18 protein-coding genes are annotated in these 21,248 nt (G+C 63.6%); 11 read left to right on the top strand and 7 right to left on the bottom strand.

All coding sequences use genetic code 11. From position 1 onward, the window contains the following. Position 1 precedes the first annotated feature (1 nt). Both tal and MJ639_RS06560 read right to left on the bottom strand, forming a co-directional pair. Complete coding sequence (gene tal, locus MJ639_RS06565) at positions 2-973, bottom strand: transaldolase (RefSeq protein ID WP_243369502.1); 972 nt, start codon at positions 971-973, stop codon at positions 2-4. A gap of 80 nt (positions 974-1,053) precedes the next feature. Continuing rightward, entirely contained in the window at positions 1,054-1,944 is an 891-nt protein-coding gene (locus MJ639_RS06560; protein ID WP_243369501.1) for a LysR family transcriptional regulator, read from the bottom strand. A 112-nt stretch (positions 1,945-2,056) separates the two neighbouring features. On the opposite strand from MJ639_RS06560, the gene MJ639_RS06555 reads away from it, so the two are divergent. The 7 genes from MJ639_RS06555 (at position 2,057) to MJ639_RS06525 (ending at position 9,454) form a co-directional block, all read left to right on the top strand. Further along, positions 2,057-3,553: a CoA-acylating methylmalonate-semialdehyde dehydrogenase gene (locus MJ639_RS06555; protein WP_243369500.1), complete on the top strand. Its 1,497-nt coding sequence runs from the start codon at positions 2,057-2,059 to the stop codon at positions 3,551-3,553. Between the two features lie 89 nt (positions 3,554-3,642). Next, positions 3,643-4,320, top strand: a complete 678-nt coding sequence (locus tag MJ639_RS06550) for a hypothetical protein (protein WP_243369499.1) — start codon at positions 3,643-3,645, stop codon at positions 4,318-4,320. Between the two features lie 93 nt (positions 4,321-4,413). Then, entirely contained in the window at positions 4,414-5,568 is a 1,155-nt protein-coding gene (locus MJ639_RS06545) for an isobutyryl-CoA dehydrogenase (RefSeq protein ID WP_243369498.1), read from the top strand. Next, on the top strand, positions 5,565-5,831 hold the full coding sequence (locus tag MJ639_RS06540; protein WP_243369497.1) for a hypothetical protein: 267 nt from the start codon (positions 5,565-5,567) through the stop codon (positions 5,829-5,831). The genes MJ639_RS06545 and MJ639_RS06540 overlap by 4 nt, the downstream gene beginning before the upstream one ends. Positions 5,832-5,840: 9 nt before the next feature. Further along, positions 5,841-6,725, top strand: a complete 885-nt coding sequence (gene mmsB, locus MJ639_RS06535) for a 3-hydroxyisobutyrate dehydrogenase (protein ID WP_243369496.1) — start codon at positions 5,841-5,843, stop codon at positions 6,723-6,725. A 200-nt stretch (positions 6,726-6,925) separates the two neighbouring features. Continuing rightward, entirely contained in the window at positions 6,926-8,137 is a 1,212-nt protein-coding gene (locus MJ639_RS06530; RefSeq protein ID WP_243369495.1) for a peptide ABC transporter permease, read from the top strand. A gap of 147 nt (positions 8,138-8,284) precedes the next feature. Next, positions 8,285-9,454, top strand: coding sequence for a M20 aminoacylase family protein (locus MJ639_RS06525; RefSeq protein WP_243369494.1), 1,170 nt, complete (start codon positions 8,285-8,287; stop codon positions 9,452-9,454). Positions 9,455-9,519: 65 nt separating this feature from the next. Here MJ639_RS06525 and MJ639_RS06520 read toward each other — a convergent pair whose 3' ends face one another. Both MJ639_RS06520 and ribA read right to left on the bottom strand, forming a co-directional pair. Further along, positions 9,520-11,205 (bottom strand): L-lactate permease, encoded by a 1,686-nt coding sequence (locus MJ639_RS06520; protein ID WP_243369493.1) that lies wholly within the window; start codon positions 11,203-11,205, stop codon positions 9,520-9,522. Between the two features lie 146 nt (positions 11,206-11,351). Then, the gene (gene ribA, locus MJ639_RS06515; protein WP_243369748.1) at positions 11,352-12,464 is read right to left on the bottom strand and encodes a GTP cyclohydrolase II RibA; all 1,113 of its coding nucleotides are present in this window, start codon (positions 12,462-12,464) and stop codon (positions 11,352-11,354) included. A 223-nt stretch (positions 12,465-12,687) separates the two neighbouring features. Here ribA and MJ639_RS06510 point away from each other — a divergent pair, with 223 nt between their 5' ends. Continuing rightward, entirely contained in the window at positions 12,688-13,650 is a 963-nt protein-coding gene (locus MJ639_RS06510; RefSeq protein ID WP_243369492.1) for a hypothetical protein, read from the top strand. Here MJ639_RS06510 and MJ639_RS06505 read toward each other — a convergent pair. Next, positions 13,613-14,572 (bottom strand): DMT family transporter, encoded by a 960-nt coding sequence (locus MJ639_RS06505; protein ID WP_243369491.1) that lies wholly within the window; start codon positions 14,570-14,572, stop codon positions 13,613-13,615. The genes MJ639_RS06510 and MJ639_RS06505 overlap by 38 nt on opposite strands. Before the next feature lie 564 nt (positions 14,573-15,136). Here MJ639_RS06505 and MJ639_RS06500 point away from each other — a divergent pair. Continuing rightward, positions 15,137-15,409, top strand: coding sequence for a hypothetical protein (locus MJ639_RS06500; protein ID WP_243369490.1), 273 nt, complete (start codon positions 15,137-15,139; stop codon positions 15,407-15,409). A 61-nt stretch (positions 15,410-15,470) separates the two neighbouring features. Here the strand turns inward: MJ639_RS06500 and MJ639_RS06495 are convergent, their stop codons facing one another. Together MJ639_RS06495 and MJ639_RS06490 are read right to left on the bottom strand one after the other, a co-directional pair. Beyond that, complete coding sequence (locus MJ639_RS06495; RefSeq protein WP_243369489.1) at positions 15,471-17,246, bottom strand: SLC13 family permease; 1,776 nt, start codon at positions 17,244-17,246, stop codon at positions 15,471-15,473. A gap of 214 nt (positions 17,247-17,460) precedes the next feature. Next, positions 17,461-17,925 (bottom strand): CAP domain-containing protein, encoded by a 465-nt coding sequence (locus tag MJ639_RS06490; protein ID WP_243369488.1) that lies wholly within the window; start codon positions 17,923-17,925, stop codon positions 17,461-17,463. A 153-nt stretch (positions 17,926-18,078) separates the two neighbouring features. Here MJ639_RS06490 and MJ639_RS06485 point away from each other — a divergent pair, with 153 nt between their 5' ends. Both MJ639_RS06485 and recQ read left to right on the top strand, forming a co-directional pair. Continuing rightward, positions 18,079-19,329, top strand: a complete 1,251-nt coding sequence (locus tag MJ639_RS06485; protein ID WP_243369487.1) for a BaiN/RdsA family NAD(P)/FAD-dependent oxidoreductase — start codon at positions 18,079-18,081, stop codon at positions 19,327-19,329. After that, positions 19,326-21,149 carry a DNA helicase RecQ gene (gene recQ / locus MJ639_RS06480; RefSeq protein WP_243369486.1) on the top strand — a complete coding sequence of 608 codons (1,824 nt, stop codon included), beginning with the start codon at positions 19,326-19,328 and terminating at the stop codon, positions 21,147-21,149. The genes MJ639_RS06485 and recQ overlap by 4 nt, the downstream gene beginning before the upstream one ends. Positions 21,150-21,248 lie beyond the last annotated feature (99 nt).

Genomic DNA, 21,248 nt, shown 5'->3' with positions numbered 1-21,248 from the left:
TTTAAGCTGCCTTGGCTTCGTCGAGGTGCTTTGCCACGAGCGAACGCAGCGAACGCAGATCCTTCACGAAGGAACGGATGCCCTCGGAGAGCTTTTCGGTCGCCATCGCATCTTCGTTCATGGCGAAGCGGAAGCTCTTCTCGTCCATGCGCGGCAGCGGCGCGATCTTCTGCACATCATCAGCCGAGAGCTTGCGGGGCAGATCGCCTTGCGCATTCGCCAGCTCGTCGAGAAGTGCAGGCGAGATGGTGAGACGGTCGCAGCCGGCGAGCGCTTCGATCTCGCCGATATTGCGGAAGGACGCGCCCATCACCACAGTCTTGATGCCTTGAGCCTTGTACGAGGCGTAGATGTTGCGCACCGAAATCACGCCCGGATCGGTCTCGCCGGTGTAGGGACCGCCGCTAGCCTTAACGTGCCAGTCGAGGATGCGGCCCACGAAGGGCGAGATGAGGAACACGCCCGCTTCCGCGCAGGCCTGCGCCTGGGCTTGCGCGAAGAGCAGCGTGAGATTGCAATCGATGCCTTCCTTCTGGAGAACTTCTGCTGCGCGGATGCCCTCCCAGGTGGAGGCGATCTTGATCAGGATGCGGTCGCGCCCGATGCCGCGCTCCTCATAAGCCTTGATGATGGCGCGCGCCTTGGCGACCGTCGCTTCCGTGTCGAAGGACAAGTCCGCGTCCACTTCCGTCGAGACGCGGCCCGGCACGATGCCTGCGAGTTCCGCGCCGAAGGCCACAGCCAGACGGTCGCAGATCGCGGCCACGACGCCCTCGCCGGAACCGCTCTGCTTGCGGCCCCAGGCCAGCGCCTCCTCGACGATATGGCCATAGGCCGGTGTCTCGACTGCTTTCAGCAGCAGGGTCGGGTTGGTGGTGCAGTCCTGAGGCTTCAGGCGGCGCACCGCGTCGAGGTCGCCGGTATCGGCGACGACCACCGTCATGGCGCGCAATTGGTCGAGCTTGGAGGGCATGGAGGGCTCCATAAGGGTTCTTGGGGGTTCGTTTGCGCCAGACTTAAGGGTTTAAGCGCCCTGAGTGAAGGGAAAATGCGTCACATGAAGAGGCTGCGGTTCGCCTTCACCCTGTCCAGCATGAAGGCATGGACCTCGGCGATGCGGTGAAGGTTGCGCACCTCCGCGTGGGTGACGATCCAATAGGTGCGGGTAAACGCGATCTCCGGCAGCACTACCTTCAGCTCGGGATAAAGCCGGGCCGCGTAATCGTGCAGGATGCCGATGCCGACCCCTGCCCTCACGGCCTCCATCTGCGCCACCACGCTGGCGCATTCAAAACGTCGGGGGCCGTATTTTTCGAGGCCGGAGAAATATTCGAGAGCGGGGCTGTAGATGAGGTCCGCCACATAGGTGACGAGCATCCGGCCCGCGAGATCCTCAGGCGTTTGAGGGATTCCATGCCGCTCAATGTAATCGTCCGAGGCATACATCCGCAGGCGATAATCGGTGAGCTTGCGCGACACGAGCCTCCCCTCCGTCGGCTGCTCGACGGTCACCGCGATGTCGGCCTCGCGCTTCGAGAGCGAGAAGGTGCGCGGCAGGGCCACGAGCTGGATCGTGAGATCCGGGTGCTGCTCGGCGAGCGTGCCCAGCTCCGCCGCGAGGAAATAGGTGCCAAGTCCGTCCGGCGCGCCCACGCGTACGGTACCGGACAGAGCCAGATCCGAACCTCCCACCTCACTCGCCACCGCCAACGCCTGGCTTTCCATGCTCTCGGCCTTGGCCAGCAAGCGTTCGCCTTGTTCGGTGAGGGTGTAGCCTTGAGGCTTTCGCTCGAAGAGCTTGGCCTGCAGCGCCTTCTCAAGGGACGAGATGCGGCGGGAAACCGTGGTATGATCCGCCTCCAGGCGGCGGGCAGCGACCGTAAGGCGGCCGGCCCTTGCCACGGCGAGGAAAAAGCGGAGATCGTCCCAATCGAAAGCGCTCATGCGCGAGCTTTAGCATATTGGGATTTTTGCACAACGCGGCTTCATCTTCGCCCATAGTCGTGCAGTTTCGACAATGCTAGAACAGGGCACCTAAAATCAGGAGAGAAACGCCATGCGCGAAGTCGGACATTTCATCGGCGGCAAGCAGGTCCCCGGCAAGTCGGGCCGTACCACCGAATTCTTCCAGCCCATGACCGGAGAAGTGATCGGCCGCGTCGCGTTGGCTTCCAAGGACGAGCTGCGCCAGGCGGTCGAGAACGCCAAGGCCGCCCAGATCGGCTGGGCCGCCACCAACCCGCAGCGCCGCGCCCGCGTCATGATGAAGTTCCTCGAACTCATCGCCAAGGAAACCGATTCGCTGGCCGAGCTGCTCGCCCGCGAGCACGGCAAGACCATTCCCGATGCCAAGGGCGACATCCAGCGCGGCGTCGAGGTGGTGGAATTCGCCTGCGGCATCCCTCATCTTCTGAAGGGCGAGTTCACGGAAGGCGCCGGCCCCGGCATCGACATGTATTCGATCCGCCAGCCGCTCGGCGTCGTGGCCGGCATCACGCCGTTCAACTTCCCGGCCATGATCCCGATGTGGAAGTTCGCGCCCGCCATCGCCTGCGGCAACGCCTTCATCCTGAAGCCTTCCGAGCGCGATCCGGGCGTGCCGATGCGTCTTGCCGAATTGATGATCGAGGCAGGTCTGCCCGCAGGCGTTCTCAACGTGGTCAACGGCGACAAGGAAGTGGTGGACGCGATCCTCGACGATCCGGACATCAAGGCCGTGGGCTTCGTCGGCTCCTCGCCGATCGCGCAATACGTCTATTCCCGCGCTACCGCCAACGGCAAGCGTGCGCATTGCTTCGGCGGCGCGAAGAACCACATGATCATCATGCCCGATGCCGATCTCGACCAGGCCGCCGACGCCCTCATCGGCGCAGGCTACGGCTCGGCGGGCGAGCGCTGCATGGCCGTCTCCGTCGCGGTGCCGGTCGGCAAGGCAACGGCTGACGCGCTGATGGACAAGCTGATCCCGCGCGTGGAAAGCCTGAAGGTCGGCCCGTCCACCGATCCGTCCGCCGATTTCGGCCCGATGGTCACGAAGGCGCATATGGAGAAGGTGCGCGGCTACGTCGATCTCGGCGTGAAGGAAGGCGCGAAGCTCGTGGTCGACGGCCGTAACTTCAAGATGCAGGGCTACGAGAACGGCTTCTACATGGGCGGCTGCCTCTTCGACGAGGTGACCTCCGACATGCGCATCTACAAGGAAGAAATCTTCGGCCCCGTGCTGTCGGTCGTTCGCGCCAAGAACTACGACGAGGCGCTGCGTCTTCCGTCCGATCACGAATACGGCAACGGCGTTGCGATCTACACCCGCGACGGCGACGCCGCCCGCGACTTCGCCTCGCGCGTGAATGTGGGCATGGTCGGCATCAACGTGCCGATCCCGGTTCCGCTCGCCTATTACACCTTCGGCGGCTGGAAGGCCTCCGGCTTCGGCGATCTCAACCAGCACGGCCCGGATGCGGTGCGCTTCTACACCAAGACGAAGACGGTCACCTCCCGCTGGCCGTCCGGCATCAAGGAAGGCGCGGAATTCTCCATTCCGACGATGAAGTAAGAATGATCATGATGGCCGGGACTTCGCTCCCGGCCATTTTTACATTAAAAAGCCATTCCTAACTCAGATGCAATCGTAAGGGGCACTCTATGAATGGCTACTTTCCTTTTCAGGAAGTACGCTTTAGCGACATAAAACATAAGCTTCCAAAAGAGAGCTGGGCCTATTCTCGAAACGAGAGAAACGCCGGAGAATTCGAGAACGAACGTGTTCTTTATCATGCGGGCGATTTGCATCTGAAGAACCTGAACCTCGATATTCCTTTGGCCTTCGAAGCCTCATCAAGCGATGAGGACGGTTCGGATTTCATCTTTCTAATCCTGGTCGATGGGCATCTGCGGGTCGATCACCATATCAGCAATCATGATACGGATGGCGCAACCGAGTTGTACGTTCTGGGTGACCTACAGGCTCGCAATATGGTCGTCGGAGGACAGACCATCTATGTGACTGGCGCCCTCCGAGTCGAAGAACTCTTTTGGGGCGACTATAATCATGGCGACCTCGTCGTCATGGAAGGGACATCCGCTCAAGTCCTCATGGATACGGATGGATATGTTGTGAAACTCAACGGCGAGGCCGAGGTGCGACAAAGGTTGAGCCAATGGGATGCGCATGGACGGTGGCAGAGCCTCGATCTTACGACCCTTAACGAGCTCTTTCCTGCCAATTGCGTCATTGAAGTGGATGACAGTCCAACCCTGAATCGCACACGAGTTTTAGAGCTTCTGGAAGCTGGACAGTCTGTCATCCTTCGGAACGGCTGATCTGCAGGTTCTCAATGGCCTTGGCCTGTCTCCTCCTTGCTCTAGATCGAAAGTCATGCTTGCCCGAAGGCCCTCGAGCGTGACGATAGCGCCATGACCCAGTTCTCTTTGACCGAAGACCAGATCGCAATCCGCGACATGGCCCTTGCCTTCGCCGCGGACAACCTCGCCCCCCATGCCCTCGAATGGGACGAGACAAAGCATTTTCCCGTGGATGTGCTGCGGGAGGCCGCTTCCCTCGGCATGGCCGGGATCTATACCCGCGACGATGTCGGCGGATCGGGCATGACGCGGCTCGATGCGGCGCTCATCTTCGAAGCGCTGGCCACCGGCTGCCCCGCCATCTCGGCATTCCTCTCCATTCACAACATGGTCGCGTGGATGATCGACCGTTACGGCTCGGAGGAGCAACGCCAGCGCTTCCTGCCGTCTCTCTGCACGATGGAGCTGATCGGCAGCTATTGCCTCACCGAGCCGGGCTCGGGTTCCGATGCGGCTGCGCTGAAAACCCGCGCGGTGCGCGACGGCGATCATTACATCGTCAACGGCGTGAAGCAGTTCATCTCGGGCGCGGGCACCTCCGATCTCTATGTCACGATGGTCCGCACGGGCGAGGACGGGCCTTCCGGCATCTCCACGCTGATCATCGACAAGAACATGAAGGGCGTGTCCTTCGGCGCGCAGGAAAAGAAGATGGGCTGGAACGCGCAGCCCACCGCCGCCGTGATCTTCGAGGACGTGCGCGTGCCTGTGGCGAACCGTCTCGCTGATGAAGGCATGGGCTTCAAGATCGCCATGTCGGGCCTCGACGGCGGACGCCTCAATATCGGCGCATGTTCGCTCGGCGGTGCGCAATCGGCGCTCGATAAAGCGCTGTCCTACGCGAATGACCGAAAGGCTTTCGGCAAGCGCATCGCCGATTTTCAGGCGCTGCAATTCAAGCTCGCCGACATGGCGACCGAACTCGAAGCGGCGCGCACCTTCCTGTGGCGCGCGGCCTCCGCGCTCGATGCGAAGGCGATGGATGCCACGAAGCTCTGCGCCATGGCCAAGCGCATGGCCACCGACACAGGCTTCGAGGTGGCGAATGCCGCGCTCCAGATTCATGGCGGTTATGGGTATCTTGCCGATTACGGCGTAGAGAAGATCGTGCGCGATTTGCGCGTGCATCAAATTCTTGAAGGCACCAACGAGATCATGCGCCTCATCGTGGCGCGCGATCTTGTCGGACGGGGGAACGTGAAGTGACTGACGTGGCAACTGCAACGGGACCGGCTCCTTACTGGAAGGCGGTCCTGTCCTTCCTTCTCGACCTTCTGACTGCCTTCATCGTCCTTGGCATGATCATCGCCAACCTGACGGACCAGACGACGGAGAACGGTTTTCAAATCAACGGATGGCCAGCGCTGTTGTTCTTCATCTGCCTGATCGCCTATTTCGTCATCGGCAATCACCTCGGTGGCACGATCTGGCGGCGCATTTTCGGTGTCCGTCCCATTCCCAAGGCATAGGATCGCATCATGACCAACATCGCCTTCATCGGCCTCGGCAACATGGGCGGCCCCATGGCCGCCAATCTCGTCAAGGCGGGACACGCCGTCACAGGTTTCGATCTCTCGGCTGCCTCCTGCGATCAGGCGCGCAACGACGGCGTGACCATCTCCGACTCCGCGACGGACGCGGTGCGTGAGGCGGATGTCGTGATCACTATGCTGCCCGCCGGCAAGCATGTGCTCTCGGTCTATGCCAATCTCGTCTCCTCAGTGAAGGAAGGCGCGCTGCTCATCGATTGCTCCACCATCGACGTGGAGAGCGCGCGCAAGGCCCATGACCTGGCGCGGGAGCGCAACCTGATGAGCCTCGACGCACCGGTCTCCGGCGGCGTCGGCGGCGCGAAGGGCGCAACGCTCACCTTCATGGCGGGCGGCGAGAAGGGCGCGTTCGATCGCGCTGAACCCATTCTCTCGAAGATGGGCAAGAAGGTCGTGCATTGCGGCGAGCCAGGCGCGGGCCAGGCGGCGAAGATCTGCAACAACATGATCCTCGGCATCTCGATGATCGGCGTGGCGGAAGCCTTCGTGCTCGGCGAAAAGCTCGGGCTCTCGCATCAGGCCCTGTTCGATGTGGCCTCCACCTCCTCGGGCCAGTGCTGGTCGCTCACCACCTATTGCCCGGTCCCCGGCCCGGTGCCGACCTCACCCGCCAACAACGACTACAAGCCGGGCTTCGCGGCGGCGCTGATGCTCAAGGACCTCAAGCTCGCCCAGGAAGCAGCGCTCGCCTCCGGCGCATCGACGCCGCTGGGTGCGGAAGCAGCTCAGCTCTATGCCCTCTTCAACGGCGCGGGACATGAGGGTGACGACTTCTCCGGCATTATCAACTTCCTGCGCGGGCAGACGGGGTGATTGATACCCGTCATGGCCGGGCTTGTACCGGCTACGCCATTCTGGAACCGCAAGCCTCATCCTGAGGAGGCGCGCAAGGCCGGTGACGACAAAAGTGAAGCAAAGCTTCGGCATGTGTTGCATTGCACCTACAGCTTTTACGCGACCGGTCCATTAGCGTAACCCGCCCCTGCCCGCTCAATCCCTGGTTGTTCGCCCGTATGGTCCGCTCCGCTCTTCCCACGGCCAATCTCTCCGCAGACGCCGCCGCCCTGCTGCGGCGCTTGGGATTCGCGATCCTTTTCTTCGCAATTCCCTTGGCCGCGCTCTTCACGCGTCGCGCCCTGGTGGTGATGGCTCCTCTGGCTGTGGGCCTCATCGTGCTGGCGGCCTTTCTCGACGGCATGGCCAGGGACCCTTGGCAGAAGGCGATCGGTGTCGTGACTTCCAGGGCCGGCATCGCCGGCCTCGTGCTGGTACTCTGGGCAGCCTTGTCACTGGTCTGGACGCCGTTCATGCCCCAGGCCTCGGAGCGCCTCTTCAACATCGTCGCCATGGGTCTGATGGCAATCGCAGGATATCTCGCCCTGCCGGAGCGGATGCGCTCGGCCAACCTTTATCTGCTGCCCGTGGGCGTGGGCCTCGCCGCCCTGATCGGCATTCCCATGCTCATCCGCGAAGGCGGCCATCTTGAGCCCGACGGCCTCGGCGTGGAGCGCGGCATCGTCCTGCTCGTTCTCCTGCTCTGGCCCGCCGTAACCTGGCTCCATTCCCGTGGACGCAACGTGGAGGCGGCGGCGCTTGCGCTGGCCGTGGGCCTGAGCGCTTTCCTGACAGCGAGCGTGCTGCCTCTCATCGGTCTTACAGTCGGCGCCGTGGCCTTCGTCCTCACCGCGACAAGCCCGAAAACCGGCAGCCGCCTCATCGGCCTTCTCATGGCCCTCCTGCTGGTGGCGGCTCCAGCCCTGCCTTTCCTGCTCAAGCCCCTCGCCAGCGAAATCCTGGGCTCTCCGTCCTCCCTCGTTGCCGGGCTCGATGCCTGGCAGGCGCTGATTCTCAAAGAACCCCTGCGCCTCGTGACCGGCCATGGGTTGGAGACCTCCTGGCGCGGACGTATGTTCGGCCTCGTGCCTGCAGCCGTGCCCTTCAGCATTCTGTTCGAGATCTGGTACGAGCTTGGCGTAGTCGGCGCCCTGTCCGCTGCGGCTTTGCTCTTCCAGGCGGCCTCCAGCGCGGGCGGAAGCCGGCCCATTCTGGGACCAGGCATCATGGCGGCCTTCGCCTCGGCCTTTGCACTCGGCGCCTGCGGCATCGGCACGGCCCAGGTCTGGTGGTTCACGTCGCTTGTCGTGCTGGTGCTGGTTTTCGTGGCGGTCGAGCGCGGCCAGTTTCGCACGAAGCGGCCCAAGGCGATCCTGCGCCGCCTGCGCTGAAGAGCAGCTATTCCGAGAGCGGCATTGACCGGACCACCCCGCATCTGGTTCGCTGGAGCATAGGACCCAAAAGTGGAATGCACTTTTGGGATCAATCCGTTGCTCCCTTGCTAGAGCAACTTGCTCGATTCATGAGAAGGACATCCCATGCCCATCATCAACCGCGTTGCCGATCTGGCCGATGAGGTCACCGCCTGGCGCCGGGATTTCCACGAGAACCCGGAGCTCGGATACGACGTGCACCGCACCGCGGGCATCGTCGCCGAGAAGCTGAAGGAGTTCGGCTGCGACGAAGTGGTGACGGGCATCGGCCGCACGGGCGTCGTCGGCGTCATCAAGGGACGCACGAATACGTCAGGCAAAGTCATCGGCCTGCGCGCCGACATGGATGCGTTGCCGATCCTGGAAGCCACCGACGTGCCCTACAAGTCCAAGACGCCCGGCAAGATGCATGCCTGCGGCCATGACGGCCACACGGCGATGCTTCTTGGCGCCGCGAAATATCTCGCCGAGACGCGCAATTTCGACGGTACCGCCATCATGATCTTCCAGCCCGCCGAAGAAGGCGGCGGCGGCGGCGACGCGATGGTGAAGGACGGCCTCATGGAGCGCTTCGGCATCCAGGAGGTCTACGGCATGCACAACTGGCCGGGCGTGCCGATCGGCCATTTCGCCATGCGCAAAGGTCCCGTCATGGCGGCAGCCGACCGCTTCACGATCACCATCGAAGGCAAGGGCGGTCACGCGGCTTATCCGCACAATTGCATCGACCCTGTCGTGGTGAGCGCACATGTGATCACCGCTTTGCAGACGGTTTCCTCGCGCAGCGTCGATCCGCTGGAATCGGTTGTGGTGTCAGTCTGCTCGGTCAAAGGCGGCGACGCCTTCAACGTGATCCCGCAAACGGTCACCATGCTCGGCACCGTGCGCACGTTGTCGTCGACCGTCCGCGATCTGGCCGAAGCGCGCATCCGCACCATCATCGAGAATACCTGCGCGGCCTTCGGCGCGAGGGCCACCATCGAGTATAATCGCGGATACCCCGTCACCGTGAACGATGCGGAGAAGACCGACTTCGTCGCCTCCGTCGCGAAGGCGGTTGCGGGCGAGAACGCGGTTGCCACGGAATTCCCGCCGGAAATGGGCGCGGAGGATTTCTCCTACATGCTCGAGAAGCGCCCCGGCGCCTACATCTTCGTCGGCAACGGCGACACGGCAGGCGTGCATCACCCGGCCTACGACTTCAACGACGCAGCCACGCCCTATGGTGTGTCGCTCTGGGCAAAGATCATCGAGACGGGAATGCCCGCGCGATAAACGTGATCACAATGAAAGCGCCGCCGGGAACGATCCGGCGGCGGTTTTCTTTTGCATCGATGAAGTCAGTGCAGAACCATCGACGTGAAGGGTGAGACATAAGCCTGAAGCATCACGAGGCAGCCCACCAGGCATGCAAGCACGATGGAATGCCAGAACACGAAACGCAGGATGCTGCCCTCGTGTCCGAACCAGTTCGTCGCGGTCGAAGCCACAACGATGGATTGCGCATCGATCATCTTGCCCATCACGCCGCCGGATGAGTTGGCTGCCGCCATCAGGATCGGCGACAAGCCGAGCTGCTCCGACGTGATCTTCTGCAAGCCGCCGAACAGCACGTTGGACGCCGTGTCAGAACCCGTCAACGCAACACCCAACCAACCGAGCAGCGTGCCGAAGAACGGATAGAGGATACCCGTTCCAGCGAAGGCCAAGCCCAACGTCGCATCGACGCCGGAGAAGCGCGTGAGCGTCCCGATGGCGAGCATCGCGGCGATGGTGATGAGCGAGTAGCGCAGCACCCAGATCGTCTCGAACCAGGCGGTGATGAGCCGCAACGGCGAGAAGCCCATGACGAGGCCGGAGATGATCGCCGCGATCAGCACGCCCGTGCCCGTATAGGACATGTAGGTGAAGGCGAAGACCGCAGCCTCCGCCGTCGGCTTGGCGACGATGGGGGCCACCTTCTGCACCATGTTGTGCAGGCCCGGGATCGGATAGCTCCAGGTGAAGATCGGATTGACCAGCGCCTTGAACCAGCCCGTGCCCCAGATCGCCACGATGATCGAGAGAATGATCCACGGCACCCAGGCGCGGATGACCTCTTCGCGGGAGGCACGCCGCGGCGTGATGTCGGCGGTGCCGGCGCCGAGCGGCGCGGGACGTGCAAGCGTCGCGGCGGAGTCGTCGCGCGTGCGCAGAGCGGGCGAGGTCCAGATCTCCTTCGGATGCCAGATGCGCATGAAGCCCACGAGGCAGGCCATGGAGATGAGAGACGCGCCGATATCGACGATCCACGGATTGATGTAGTTCGAGATCAGGAATTGCGGGATCGCGAAGGATACGGCGCAGACCAGGATCGCCGGCCACACCTGCATCATGCCGCGGAATCCCGCGAAGACCCAGATCAGCCAGAACGGCACGATCAGCGAGAAGAACGGCAGCTGACGGCCGACCATCGCGCCGAGCACGTAAGGATCGAAGCCCGTCACCGATGCGAGGCCCTGGATCGGCGCGCCGAGCGCGCCGTAAGCCACCGGCGCGGTGTTGGCGATGAGCGAGAGGCCGGAGGCGGCGAGTGGCGAGAAGCCGAGGCCGATGAGGATCGCGCCCGTTACAGCAACCGGCGTGCCGAAGCCGCCCGCGCCCTCGAAGAACGCGCCGAACGCGAAGGCGACAAGAAGCAATTGCAGGCGGCGATCCGTCGTGAGGCCGCCCACCGATTGCTGAAGGGTCGCGAAGTACCCTCTCTCCACCGTGAGCCGGTAGAGGAAAATGACGTTCAGGATGATCCAGCCGATAGGAAACATGCCAGTGACGACGCCGAACAGGGCGGCGCGGATGGCAAGTCCGGCAGGCATCGTGAACAGGAAGATCGAAACGGCGACCGCCGCCAGAAGGGCGATCACGGCGGCGATATGCGCCTTCACTTTACCGGAGGCGATCATCACCAGAAGCAGCACCACCGGAATGGCGGCGGCAAGCGTCGACAGCGCCGGGCTGCCGAATGGGTCGTAGACTTGGCTCCACATGAGCGTTTCCCCTGAACCCGCCAGCGCATGCTGGCGCACGCATGACAACGGTCAGGCCGAAGCGGTCGGGCCGCCCGAGGGAAGCTAGGAGTCTAATCTATCGCGGCAATATGGTCTTAAGAGGAATCTTGAACGCCGGCTGGCGCTCAATCCTTGTTGGAACAGGCGAGCAGGCCTTCGAGATCGATGTAATGGCCGGCACGGTCACGCTTGGCGGCGAGGTAGCTTACGTTCTCCGCCGTCGGACGGCCGAGCACGCGGTGATCGGAGATCACTTGCAGGCCCGCTTCCGAGAGAGCTTTGATCTTTTCCGGATTGTTGGTCATGAGACGCACCGCGCTCACGCCGAGTTTTTTGAGCATCACGGCGGCGAAATCGAAACGGCGCTGATCCGCTTCGAAGCCGAGAACCTCGTCGGCCTCGTAGGTGTCGTAGCCCTGAGACTGGAGCTTGTAGGCGCGGATCTTGTTGGCGATGCCGTTCCCGCGTCCTTCCTGATCGAGATAGAGCAGGATGCCGCCTTCGTTTTGCGCCATGAAGCGCACGGTTTCACGCAGCTGATCGCCGCAATCGCATTTGAGGCTGCCGAAGAGGTCGCCCGTCAGGCAGGCCGAGTGCAGCCGCACGGTGACAGGCTTCGACAGGTCCGGCTTGCCGACGATGATCGCCACCTGATCGCGCAGGCCCTCACCGCCACGGAACACAACGAACTCGCTCGTGGGTGCGCCTTCCAGCGGCACCGGAGCGCGGCTGACGAGGGAGAGGTCCGCGGCCTTCGCGCGGCGATAATCGCGGATGGCCGCGCCCGAGACGCGCACCAGCGACGCATCGATCTCGATGCCGGATGAGAGCGGCACCACGATCACGGCGGGCAGCACGAGAGACAGGCGGGCCAACTCCAGAGCCTCTTCGTCGAGGACGTCGATGGACCTTACCGGCGCGTCGATGCGCCCGTCGAGCTTGAGCGCCAGAACCTCGATGCGCTCCCGTTCCACCACGGGCAGGGCTACGCGGCCGGGAGCCTCGCGGTCGAGACCGAGGCGGCGCAGGCGTGCCGCAGGAAGAACGAGATGGGCATGCCCTCCGGCCAAGGCCTCGATCTCCGTGCTGCGGGTCTCGTCCCAATCCTCCACGCCGACCACGAGCGCGCTGCCTTGCGCCCCGTCGATCACGACGGGACGGGCGCTGCGGAACTCCATGATCGCCCGCTCGACGGAGGTCGTGGCGGGGTTGTCGGACAGGCTTAAAGAGAGGCGCATCATCGATGAACTCTAAGGGAGGCCCTTCTCGCGATGGAAAATCTGAGGCGCGCAGGCCGTTAAAGCCACGCTTGCCGGTCGAGCGCACCTTATCACAGGCTATGGGCGATCCCTAATCCTCTAGATGGGATGGCAGCCATGCCGTATCAACAGCCCCGCTCGACGGAGCCTTCGGAGCGGGCTATCTGTGCGCCTCACTCAAGCCCAACCAGAGACGGTTTCGATGGCCCGCACGCTCCTTTCCCGGCTTCTTGCCCTTGGTATCCTCGGATTCGCCGCGACCGCTCAGGCCGCGACCCTCGATGGCCTGGCCGTCCAGGTGACGAATACGAGCGAGCCGGTGCTCTGCGCGGAGAAGGACAATGTGGCCATCAACTTCGCCTCGCCGGAGGTGAAGAGCTTCCGCATCGAGGCCGTGCACCCGGCCTATATGGGCAGCCTGAAGCAGGACCGCTGGGAGCCGGATTGGACGGCCTGCGAGGACATCTCGGAGGCCACCTCCACCAAGCCGCATCCGGTGATGCACACGCTCTACGAGGATGACCAGGTGCGCATCATGGGCCTCTCGTTCAGCGAGTTCTGGCGCCCCATGGAGACCACCGTCACCATCGGCGGCAAAGTCACGCGCAACATCCACCTGATGCAGCTTCTGAAGAAGCACAAGGGCAAGGCGGAAGAGGTGATCGCGATGTATCCGGGCGACGGCTATTGGCGCATCAAGCCGCTGCCGCCGCAGCATCTGGAATGGACGGCCTATGGGTCGTCCTTCATCGTCGGTCCCATCGAGTTCGATCAGCGCCCCATCGCGAACCTGAAAGACGTGGCCTTCGATCCGAAGACCATGACGTTCGCTCTCACGCTCGCCAAGGGCGGCAAGGCCCATGTCGCAGTCGCGAACCTCAACGAGGAACGCATGACCCTCGATGTGGAGTTCGATCAGCCCGTGACCGGCATGCCTTTCGCGACCCTGCGCTCCATGTACGTGACCGAATTCAACGCGGATGTGGCGCGCATTGCCGTTCGCGAGCAGAAGGCCCGCTCCTGGCGCGAAGAGATGATCATGAATTTCCGCGACGCCACGGCGACGGATGCGTGGATGGGGCGTCTCGTCCCCTCACGTCACAACACCAGCGCGCCGGACATGATGTTCAACCATTTCCGCGGGCCGCTGGGCGCTTCTCGCTAACGTATCTTCCGAGCGCGGCGGCGGGCCGCCCGTCGATCAGCATCAGCCCCGCCGCGATCAACGCCATGCCGGCCATGTGGCGCGGCTCCAGCGTCTCTCCGAGCAGCAGCACGCCGAAGAAAACGGCGCTGACCGGAATGAGAAACGTGACGAGACCCGCATTCGTCGCCCCTGCCCGCGCGAGCAGGCGGAAGAAGATGAGATAGGCAACGGCCGTCGAGACGAGCGCCAGCGCGAGAATCGACAGAATGGTGGCGAGGCTCGGCATCGTCAGCGTCCACGGCCTGTCGACGATGAGGCTCACAGGGAGCAGCATGCAGCTCGATGCAGTAACCTGCCCGGCAGCGGCCACGAGCGGCGGAATGCCGAGTGTCTTGAAGCGTCGCCCGAACACGCCCGAGAAGCCATAGGACAAGGCCGCCCCCAGAATGGCGAGCTGCGCGAGAACATTGGCGTTCAGCGATGTGAGTGCGGCGGAGCCGATCATCACCGCCACACCGACGAAACCGACGACCACACCGCCGAGCCGCGAGCCCGTGAGCTTCTCATCCGTCGTGAGATAATGCGCGACGATCACCGTGAAGAGCGGCGTGGTGGCGTTGAGGATCGAGGCGAGCCCGCTCGCGATATGGCTCTGTCCCCAGACGATCAGGCTGAAGGGAATGACGTTGTTGAGAATGCCCATGCCGAAGAAGGCAGCCCAGGCCTGACGCTCGCGGGGCAGCGTGAGACCCATGACGCGCAGCACGATCTGAAGCGCAATCGCCGCCAGCGACACGCGCAACGCCACGATGACGAGCGGCGGCAATTCCTTCACGGCCACGCCGATGAACAGGAACGAGCCGCCCCAGATGACGGAGAGCAGGCCGAGCAGCGCCCAATCGGACGCCGCGATGGTTTTCTGGATGGGCGCTTGAATCATGAGCAGGGTCCCGAACGTTGGGCTCACTCATGCCACGGGCAGCACCGTTGCGCGACACGATTCCTGTGATGGGCGTCATAAGCGCTCCTTATTATCGCGCGGCTGACTGCCTTCAGAAAAATGAGACGCGCGTGTTTCCCTCCTCCTTGCAGGGAGAGATGAAGGGTAGGGTTCGCAAAGTCAGAGCGCTGCGCGAATTCCAGTGCATGCACAGAGCGCTACAGCGTCCTCCCTCTCCCTGAGGGAGAGGGTTGGGGTGAGGGGTTACAGGTCCATCCGGAGAGGTCTCCCCCCCTCACCCTCGCTACGCTCGACCTCTCCCCACCGGGGAGAGGTGGGCCTGCGTCTCACTGATGGATCCACTCACCCAGCCAAACCACCCCCACCCCTGCCACTCCCCGCAAGGGGGAGGGAACGCACGTAGCGCTTCATGAACCATCGCTCATTCCAGCAAAGCCTCGGAAAGAATTGGTTTACGACGATTGTGGGTAGTTTCGAACCTTTACCGCTCGTTCACGCCTTGCGGCGAGTTTAGAGGCCTCACACGCCTCGGAAGCCTCCAGCATGAACCCGCAGAGCTCACATCATCCGTCTTACGGCGCCGGCCACCACGGCTATGCTCCGTCGCGCGCTCAAGTGCGGTCTAGCTTTTGCATCATGCCGCATGTTCACGGCCCGGATCGCAGCACCAGCTTCGTCTTCGGTCGCTCGGATTCACGCATTCGCCCCCTGCTCAACCAGGCGCAGCGAGACCGCCTGCATTGCTGGTCCATGGTGATCGCGCTGGCCTCTTCCGCCGCAGGCACTACGCTTCTGCTCACCGCCATGCTGCGTTGATCTTTCGGCTTGAAGCATCTTTTCGCGCAAAACCGGTACCCACTTTTGCGCCCGATGCCTATCACAGCGGCCAGAACAGCATGATCAGTGGCGTCCCCACCACCACTACGATGATCGAGAGCGGCAGGCCGAGCCGCCAGTAATCGCCGAAGCGATAACCGCCCGGGCCCATCACCAGTGTGTTGCATTGGTGCCCGATGGGCGTGAGGAAATCGCAGGCCGCGCCAATCGCCACTGCCATGAGGAACGCATCCGGCCTGAAGCCGAGCTGCGTGGCGAAGCTCGCGGCGATCGGCGCCATCACCAACACGGTCGCGGCATTGTTCAGGAACGGCGTCACCGCCATCGCCGCCACCATGATGAGCACGAGCGCACCGGTGGGCGGCAGCATGTTGGCGGCAGCTGAAAGCCAGCCCGCGATCAGATCCGTTCCGCCCGTGGTGCGGATGGATTCACTGACCGGGATGAGCGCGCCGAGCATGACGATGATCGGCCATTCGATGGTCTCATAAGCCTCGCGCAAGGTGAGCGATCCGAACAGGATGAGCAGCACGCCCGCGCCGAAGAAGGCGATGGAGACAGGCAACAGGTTGAACGCCACCAGCACCATGGTGGCGGCGAGAACCGCGATGGGAATGAGACTGCGGCGCGCATTGCCGAGGCGAATGGCGCGCGCCGCGAGAGGCAGGCAGCCGAGATGGCGCAGCGTGTCCGGCATCTTCTTGAGATTGCCCTGAAGCACGATGACATCGCCGGGGCGCAGAACGATGGTCCGCAGACGCTCCTTGAAACGCTCGCCGCTGCGGCTGACTGCGATGAGGTTGACCCCGAAGCGTTCGTAGAGTTCGAGGTTCTCCGCAGAATATCCTGCCAGCGAAGAGCTGGGTCCGACGATGGCTTCGATCACGCCGATCTCGTCGGTCGCTTCTTCCATCTCGGGCTGACGATGTTCGCGCGACAGCTTGAGCCCGGCACGCGCGACGGCGCTTTCCAAGGCATCGGGTTCGCCCTCCAGCATGAGCACGTCATTCTCGCGGATCATCGCATCCGGCAGCGGACTTGAGCTGCGGGTCTCGTTGCGGATGATGGCTGCCACCTTCACCTCGCCATTGGCGAGGGTGTGCAGGTCCGCCACCGTCTGGCCGACCACATCGGATTCGGGAATGACGCGGGCCTCGGTGATGTAATCCTTGATGTTGAGGGCTTCATCGAGCGAAGCAGCACCCTTTCGTCCCTTCGGCAGCATGCGATAGCCGAAGGCGAGGAACGCCACGCCGGCGAGCGCCACACCGATGCCGACAGGCGTAAAGTCGAACATGCCGAAAGGCTCGCCCAGCAATTCGCCCCGCATCCGCGACACGATGATGTTGGGAGACGTTCCTACCAGAGTGACGATGCCGCCCAAAAGCGAGCCGAAGGCCATGGGCATGAGAAAGCTTGAAGGCGGCGTGTTGGTGCGCCGCGCGATCTGGAACGCGACGGGGATCATCATCGCGAGCGCGCCGATATTCTTCACGAAGGCGGAGAGAACGGTGACGGCAGCGACAAGCACGATCACCTGGGATTGTTCGCTGCGAAGATAAGGCGCAACCCGGTTGAGCGCGACTTCCAGCACCCCCGATTTCGCCACTGCGGCGCTCACCAGAAGCGCGCTGGCGACGATGATCACGATGTCGTCGCTGAAGCCGGTGAACGCCTTGTCCGCCGGCACGATGCCGACAAGCACCGCCGCCAGCAGGGCCAGGGCGGCGACGAGATCGTAGCGGAAGCGTCCCCACACGAAGAGCGCCATCATCCCGGCGACGATGGCGAAGGAAAGAATTTGAGGCTGTGTCATCAGGGGTGCGCGAAAGAGAGGACCTTGCTCTCTAACGCGCAACCGTCGGGCTTTGTGCCGCTACAGCTTCATGAGTCTCGCGAAGCCCCTCATCCTGAGGAGCTGCGAAGCGGCGTCTCGAAGGAGGGCCCAGATGGCACTGGAGACGCCTCGCCCTTCGAGACGCTGCGCTCCTCAGGGTGAGGCTGTGCTGGCGTTTCAAGCCGTCGGAGACTTATTGACCCAGCACCAGGGCCCAGTAGCGGCCATAGCGGTTGTTGGCATCCGCCCGGGCGAAGCCGATCTTGCGGGCCTGGGGCATGAGCAGATTCACGTTGTGGCCGGAAGATCTCTTCCAGCGCTCGATGGTGCCGTCCACCGTATCCGCGCCGGCCGAGAGGTTTTCGGCGGAATAGCCGATGACGCCGAACTGATCCATGCGGCCGCCGAAATTGCCGTGGCTGAGCTTGCCCGCAGCCGCCACCACACGGGCCTGGTATTCCGCCGCCTCGTTGAGCTTCGAATCGACCGTCACCGGGCTCAGGCCCCGGGAGACGCGATAGGCGGAAATGAGCTTCGCGGCCTCGGTCGCATCCTTGGTGGAGCTGGCGAGAACCGTATCGCCTCCCACGAGCGACGCATCGCTGGCACAGCCCGCAAGCGCCAGCGCGATCAGGGCGCAGAACGAAAGAGCACGCATCGAGAATCCCCTTAAAACGGCTTGAGATGCCGTTCCCCTTGCAAAAAAGTCCTGTGGTGGTCATGTGCAAGCCACGACCTGAAGCGCTGAATGCCATGGCGAAGCGTGGGGGTCCATACCACCGAATCGTCCTTTCCCGCGTCAGCTGAGCGCATGTCCCCGCCCTCCTCCACCCATCAGGCCGCCATCATCGGCGGCGGTCCCGCCGGCCTGATCGCGGCGGAAAAGCTGGCCCGCGCAGGGCTTGCCGTGACCGTCTACGACCGGATGCCCTCCCTCGGGCGCAAGTTCCTGATGGCCGGACGGGGCGGGCTGAACCTCACCCATTCGGAAGATTTCGCACGCTTCGTCTCCCGCTATGCGGAGGCCGAGCCGGTTCTGAAGCCCCTCATCGAGGCCTTCCGGCCCGAGGATCTGCGGGCCTGGTGCGAGGGCTTGGGCCAGGAGACCTTCGTGGGCTCCAGCGGACGTGTATTCCCGAAGGCCTTCAAGGCCTCTCCCCTCCTGCGGGCCTGGGTGACCCGGCTAGAAAGTCTCGGCGTGCGCTTCGCCCTTCGCCACACATGGCAGGGCTGGGATGCGGATGGCGCTCTCGTTTTCGCCGATGCAGCGGGCCGGACGGTGACGTCCAAGCCCGATGCCACGATCCTGGCGCTCGGCGGCGCGAGCTGGCCGCGGCTGGGCTCGGACGGGTCGTGGACGGGCCTCCTCGCCGACAAGGGAATCGCCATCGCTCCCCTGCGCCCAGCCAATATGGGCTTCACGCTTCCCTGGTCGGAAGTCATGCGAGGCCGCTTCGAGGGTGAGCCCTTGAAGCGCATTGCTCTGACCTTCGAGGGCCGAACCGTGAAGGGCGAAGCCATCGTGACGGCGGACGGGATCGAGGGCGGCGCGGTCTATGCCCTCTCCGGCCCCCTGCGCAACGCCATCGAGCGGCATGGCCACGCCACGCTTCATGTGGATCTCCGCCCCGATCTTTCCCCGGAGGCGCTGGAAAAGCGCCTGAGCGCCCCGCGAAAAGGCCAATCCACCTCCACCTTCCTGCGCAAGGCGGCGGGCCTGACGCCTCTCGGCATCGCCTTGATGCGCGAATCAGCACCCCAGCTCCCCCTGGAACCCGGCCCTCTGGCCCGCCTCATCAAGGCCGTGCCGCTGAGGCTCACGGGTACGAAGCCGCTGGACCGGGCCATTTCCACGGCAGGCGGCATCCCCTTCACTGAGCTCGACGGCAATCTCATGCTCAAGCGCTTAGCCAGCGTTTTCGCGGCGGGTGAGATGCTGGATTGGGAGGCCCCGACCGGTGGCTACCTGCTCCAGGCCACCTTCGCCACCGGCTTGGCTGCGGCCCGGGGCGTGCTTTCCTTGCTCCAGATTCCCGATGCCGCATTGACCTCGAATCCGTGATCGGCCACACCCCCAACGTGATCGACCCCGCCAAGATTCTCCATGATGTTTTCGGCTTCCCCTCCTTCCGCGAAGGACAGGAGGAGATCGTGCGCGCCGTCTTAAGCGGTGAGGACGTTCTGGCCGTCATGCCCACGGGTGCCGGCAAGTCGCTCTGCTATCAGCTGCCGACGCTCGCCCGCGAGGGTCTGACCGTCGTGGTCTCGCCGCTCATCGCACTCATGCGCGATCAGGTGGCGGCGCTCCGCCATTTCGGCATCGAGGCGGGAAGCCTCAACTCCGCCAACGATCCGGACGAGAACCGCCGCGTGGTCGACGCGGTGCGCGATGGCCGCATGCGCCTGCTCTACGCCTCGCCCGAGCGCCTCGCCAATACCGGCACCACCGAATGGCTCGGACGCTCCGGCGTGAACCTGCTTGCCATCGACGAGGCGCATTGCGTCTCGCAATGGGGCCACGATTTCCGCCCCGAATACGCCATGCTCGGCGAGGTGCGCCGCCGTCTCGGCAACGTGCAGACCATCGCGCTCACCGCCACTGCGGATGTGGCAACGCGCGGCGACATCATGCATCGCCTGTTCGAGGAGGAGCCGCGCCTCTTCATCCACGGCTTCGACCGCCCGAACCTGCGGCTTGCCATGCAGGCGAAGGAGCAATCCAGGCGCCAGCTCTTCTCGTTTCTCGACAAGCACCGGCACGAGAGCGGCATCGTCTATTGCTCCTCGCGCGACGCGACGGAAAAGCTCGCGGATTCGTTGAGCCAGGCAGGCTATCGCGCCATGCCCTATCACGCGGGCATGCCGCAGGCGGAGCGCTCCAAGAACCAGGACATCTTCCTGCAGGAGGACGGCGTGGTGATGGTGGCGACCGTCGCCTTCGGCATGGGCATCGACAAGCCGGACGTGCGCTTCGTGGCGCATGCCGCTTTGCCGAAATCCATCGAAGCCTATTACCAGGAGATCGGCCGCGCGGGCCGTGACGGCGCGCCCGCCGACACGCTGACCCTCTACGGTCTCGACGACATGCGCCTGCGCCGCCTGCAGATCGAGCAAAGCGATGCCTCCGACGAGCAGAAGCGCGTGGAGCGCCAGCGCCTCAACGCGCTCGTCGCGCTCTGCGAAGCACCGCGCTGCCGCCGCCAGACGCTGCTTGCCTATTTCGGCGAGACCACCGAGCCCTGCGGCAATTGCGATCTGTGCATCGACGGCGTCATGTCCTTCGACGGCACCATCGAGGCCCAGAAGCTTCTCTCCGCCATCGTCCGCACCGGCGAGCGCTTCGGCACCGAGCACCTCATCAGCATTCTCGTGGGCGATGAGACCGATTCCATTCTCCGCTTCGGCCACGACAAGCTGAAAACCTTCGGCGTCGGCAAGGACCGCTCGAAGAACGAATGGCGTTCGCTCCTGCGCCAGATCTACGCCGCAGGCTTGGTGAGTCTTGAACTCGCCGAATACGGCCGCTGGACGCTCACCGACAAGGGCGTTGCGGTGCTCAAAGGCCAGGAGACCATCGAGCTTCGCTCAGACGTTCTGATGAAGCCCGCCGACCGTCGCCGTCGCCGTTCGCGCATGGAAGCGGAATCGGTCGTGCCCTCCGACGATCCGCTGCTGCTCGATCTGAAAGCGCTGCGCACAAAGCTCGCAAAGGAAGAAGGCGTCCCGGCCTATGTCATCTTCTCCGATCGCAGCCTCATCGACATGGCGGCGAAGCGCCCCACGACCGTCTATGCTTTCGGCGAGGTCCACGGTGTCGGCCAGGCCAAGCTCGACCGCTATGCGGATGCGTTCCTCGATGTGCTGAAGGCGCACGCGGCTTAAGAGCAAACACACGCCGTCATCCCGGATGGCGAAAGCCGAGCAGGGATCGCGATCCGGATGGGTCTCTGATCACCTCTCCCGGGCGGGAGAGGTCGACGC

Source organism: Microvirga solisilvae, assembly GCF_022808595.1.
Lineage (GTDB): Bacteria > Pseudomonadota > Alphaproteobacteria > Rhizobiales > Beijerinckiaceae > Microvirga > Microvirga solisilvae.
Note: the sequence above shows the minus strand (reverse complement) of the source record. Positions and strands in the feature narration are given on the sequence as shown.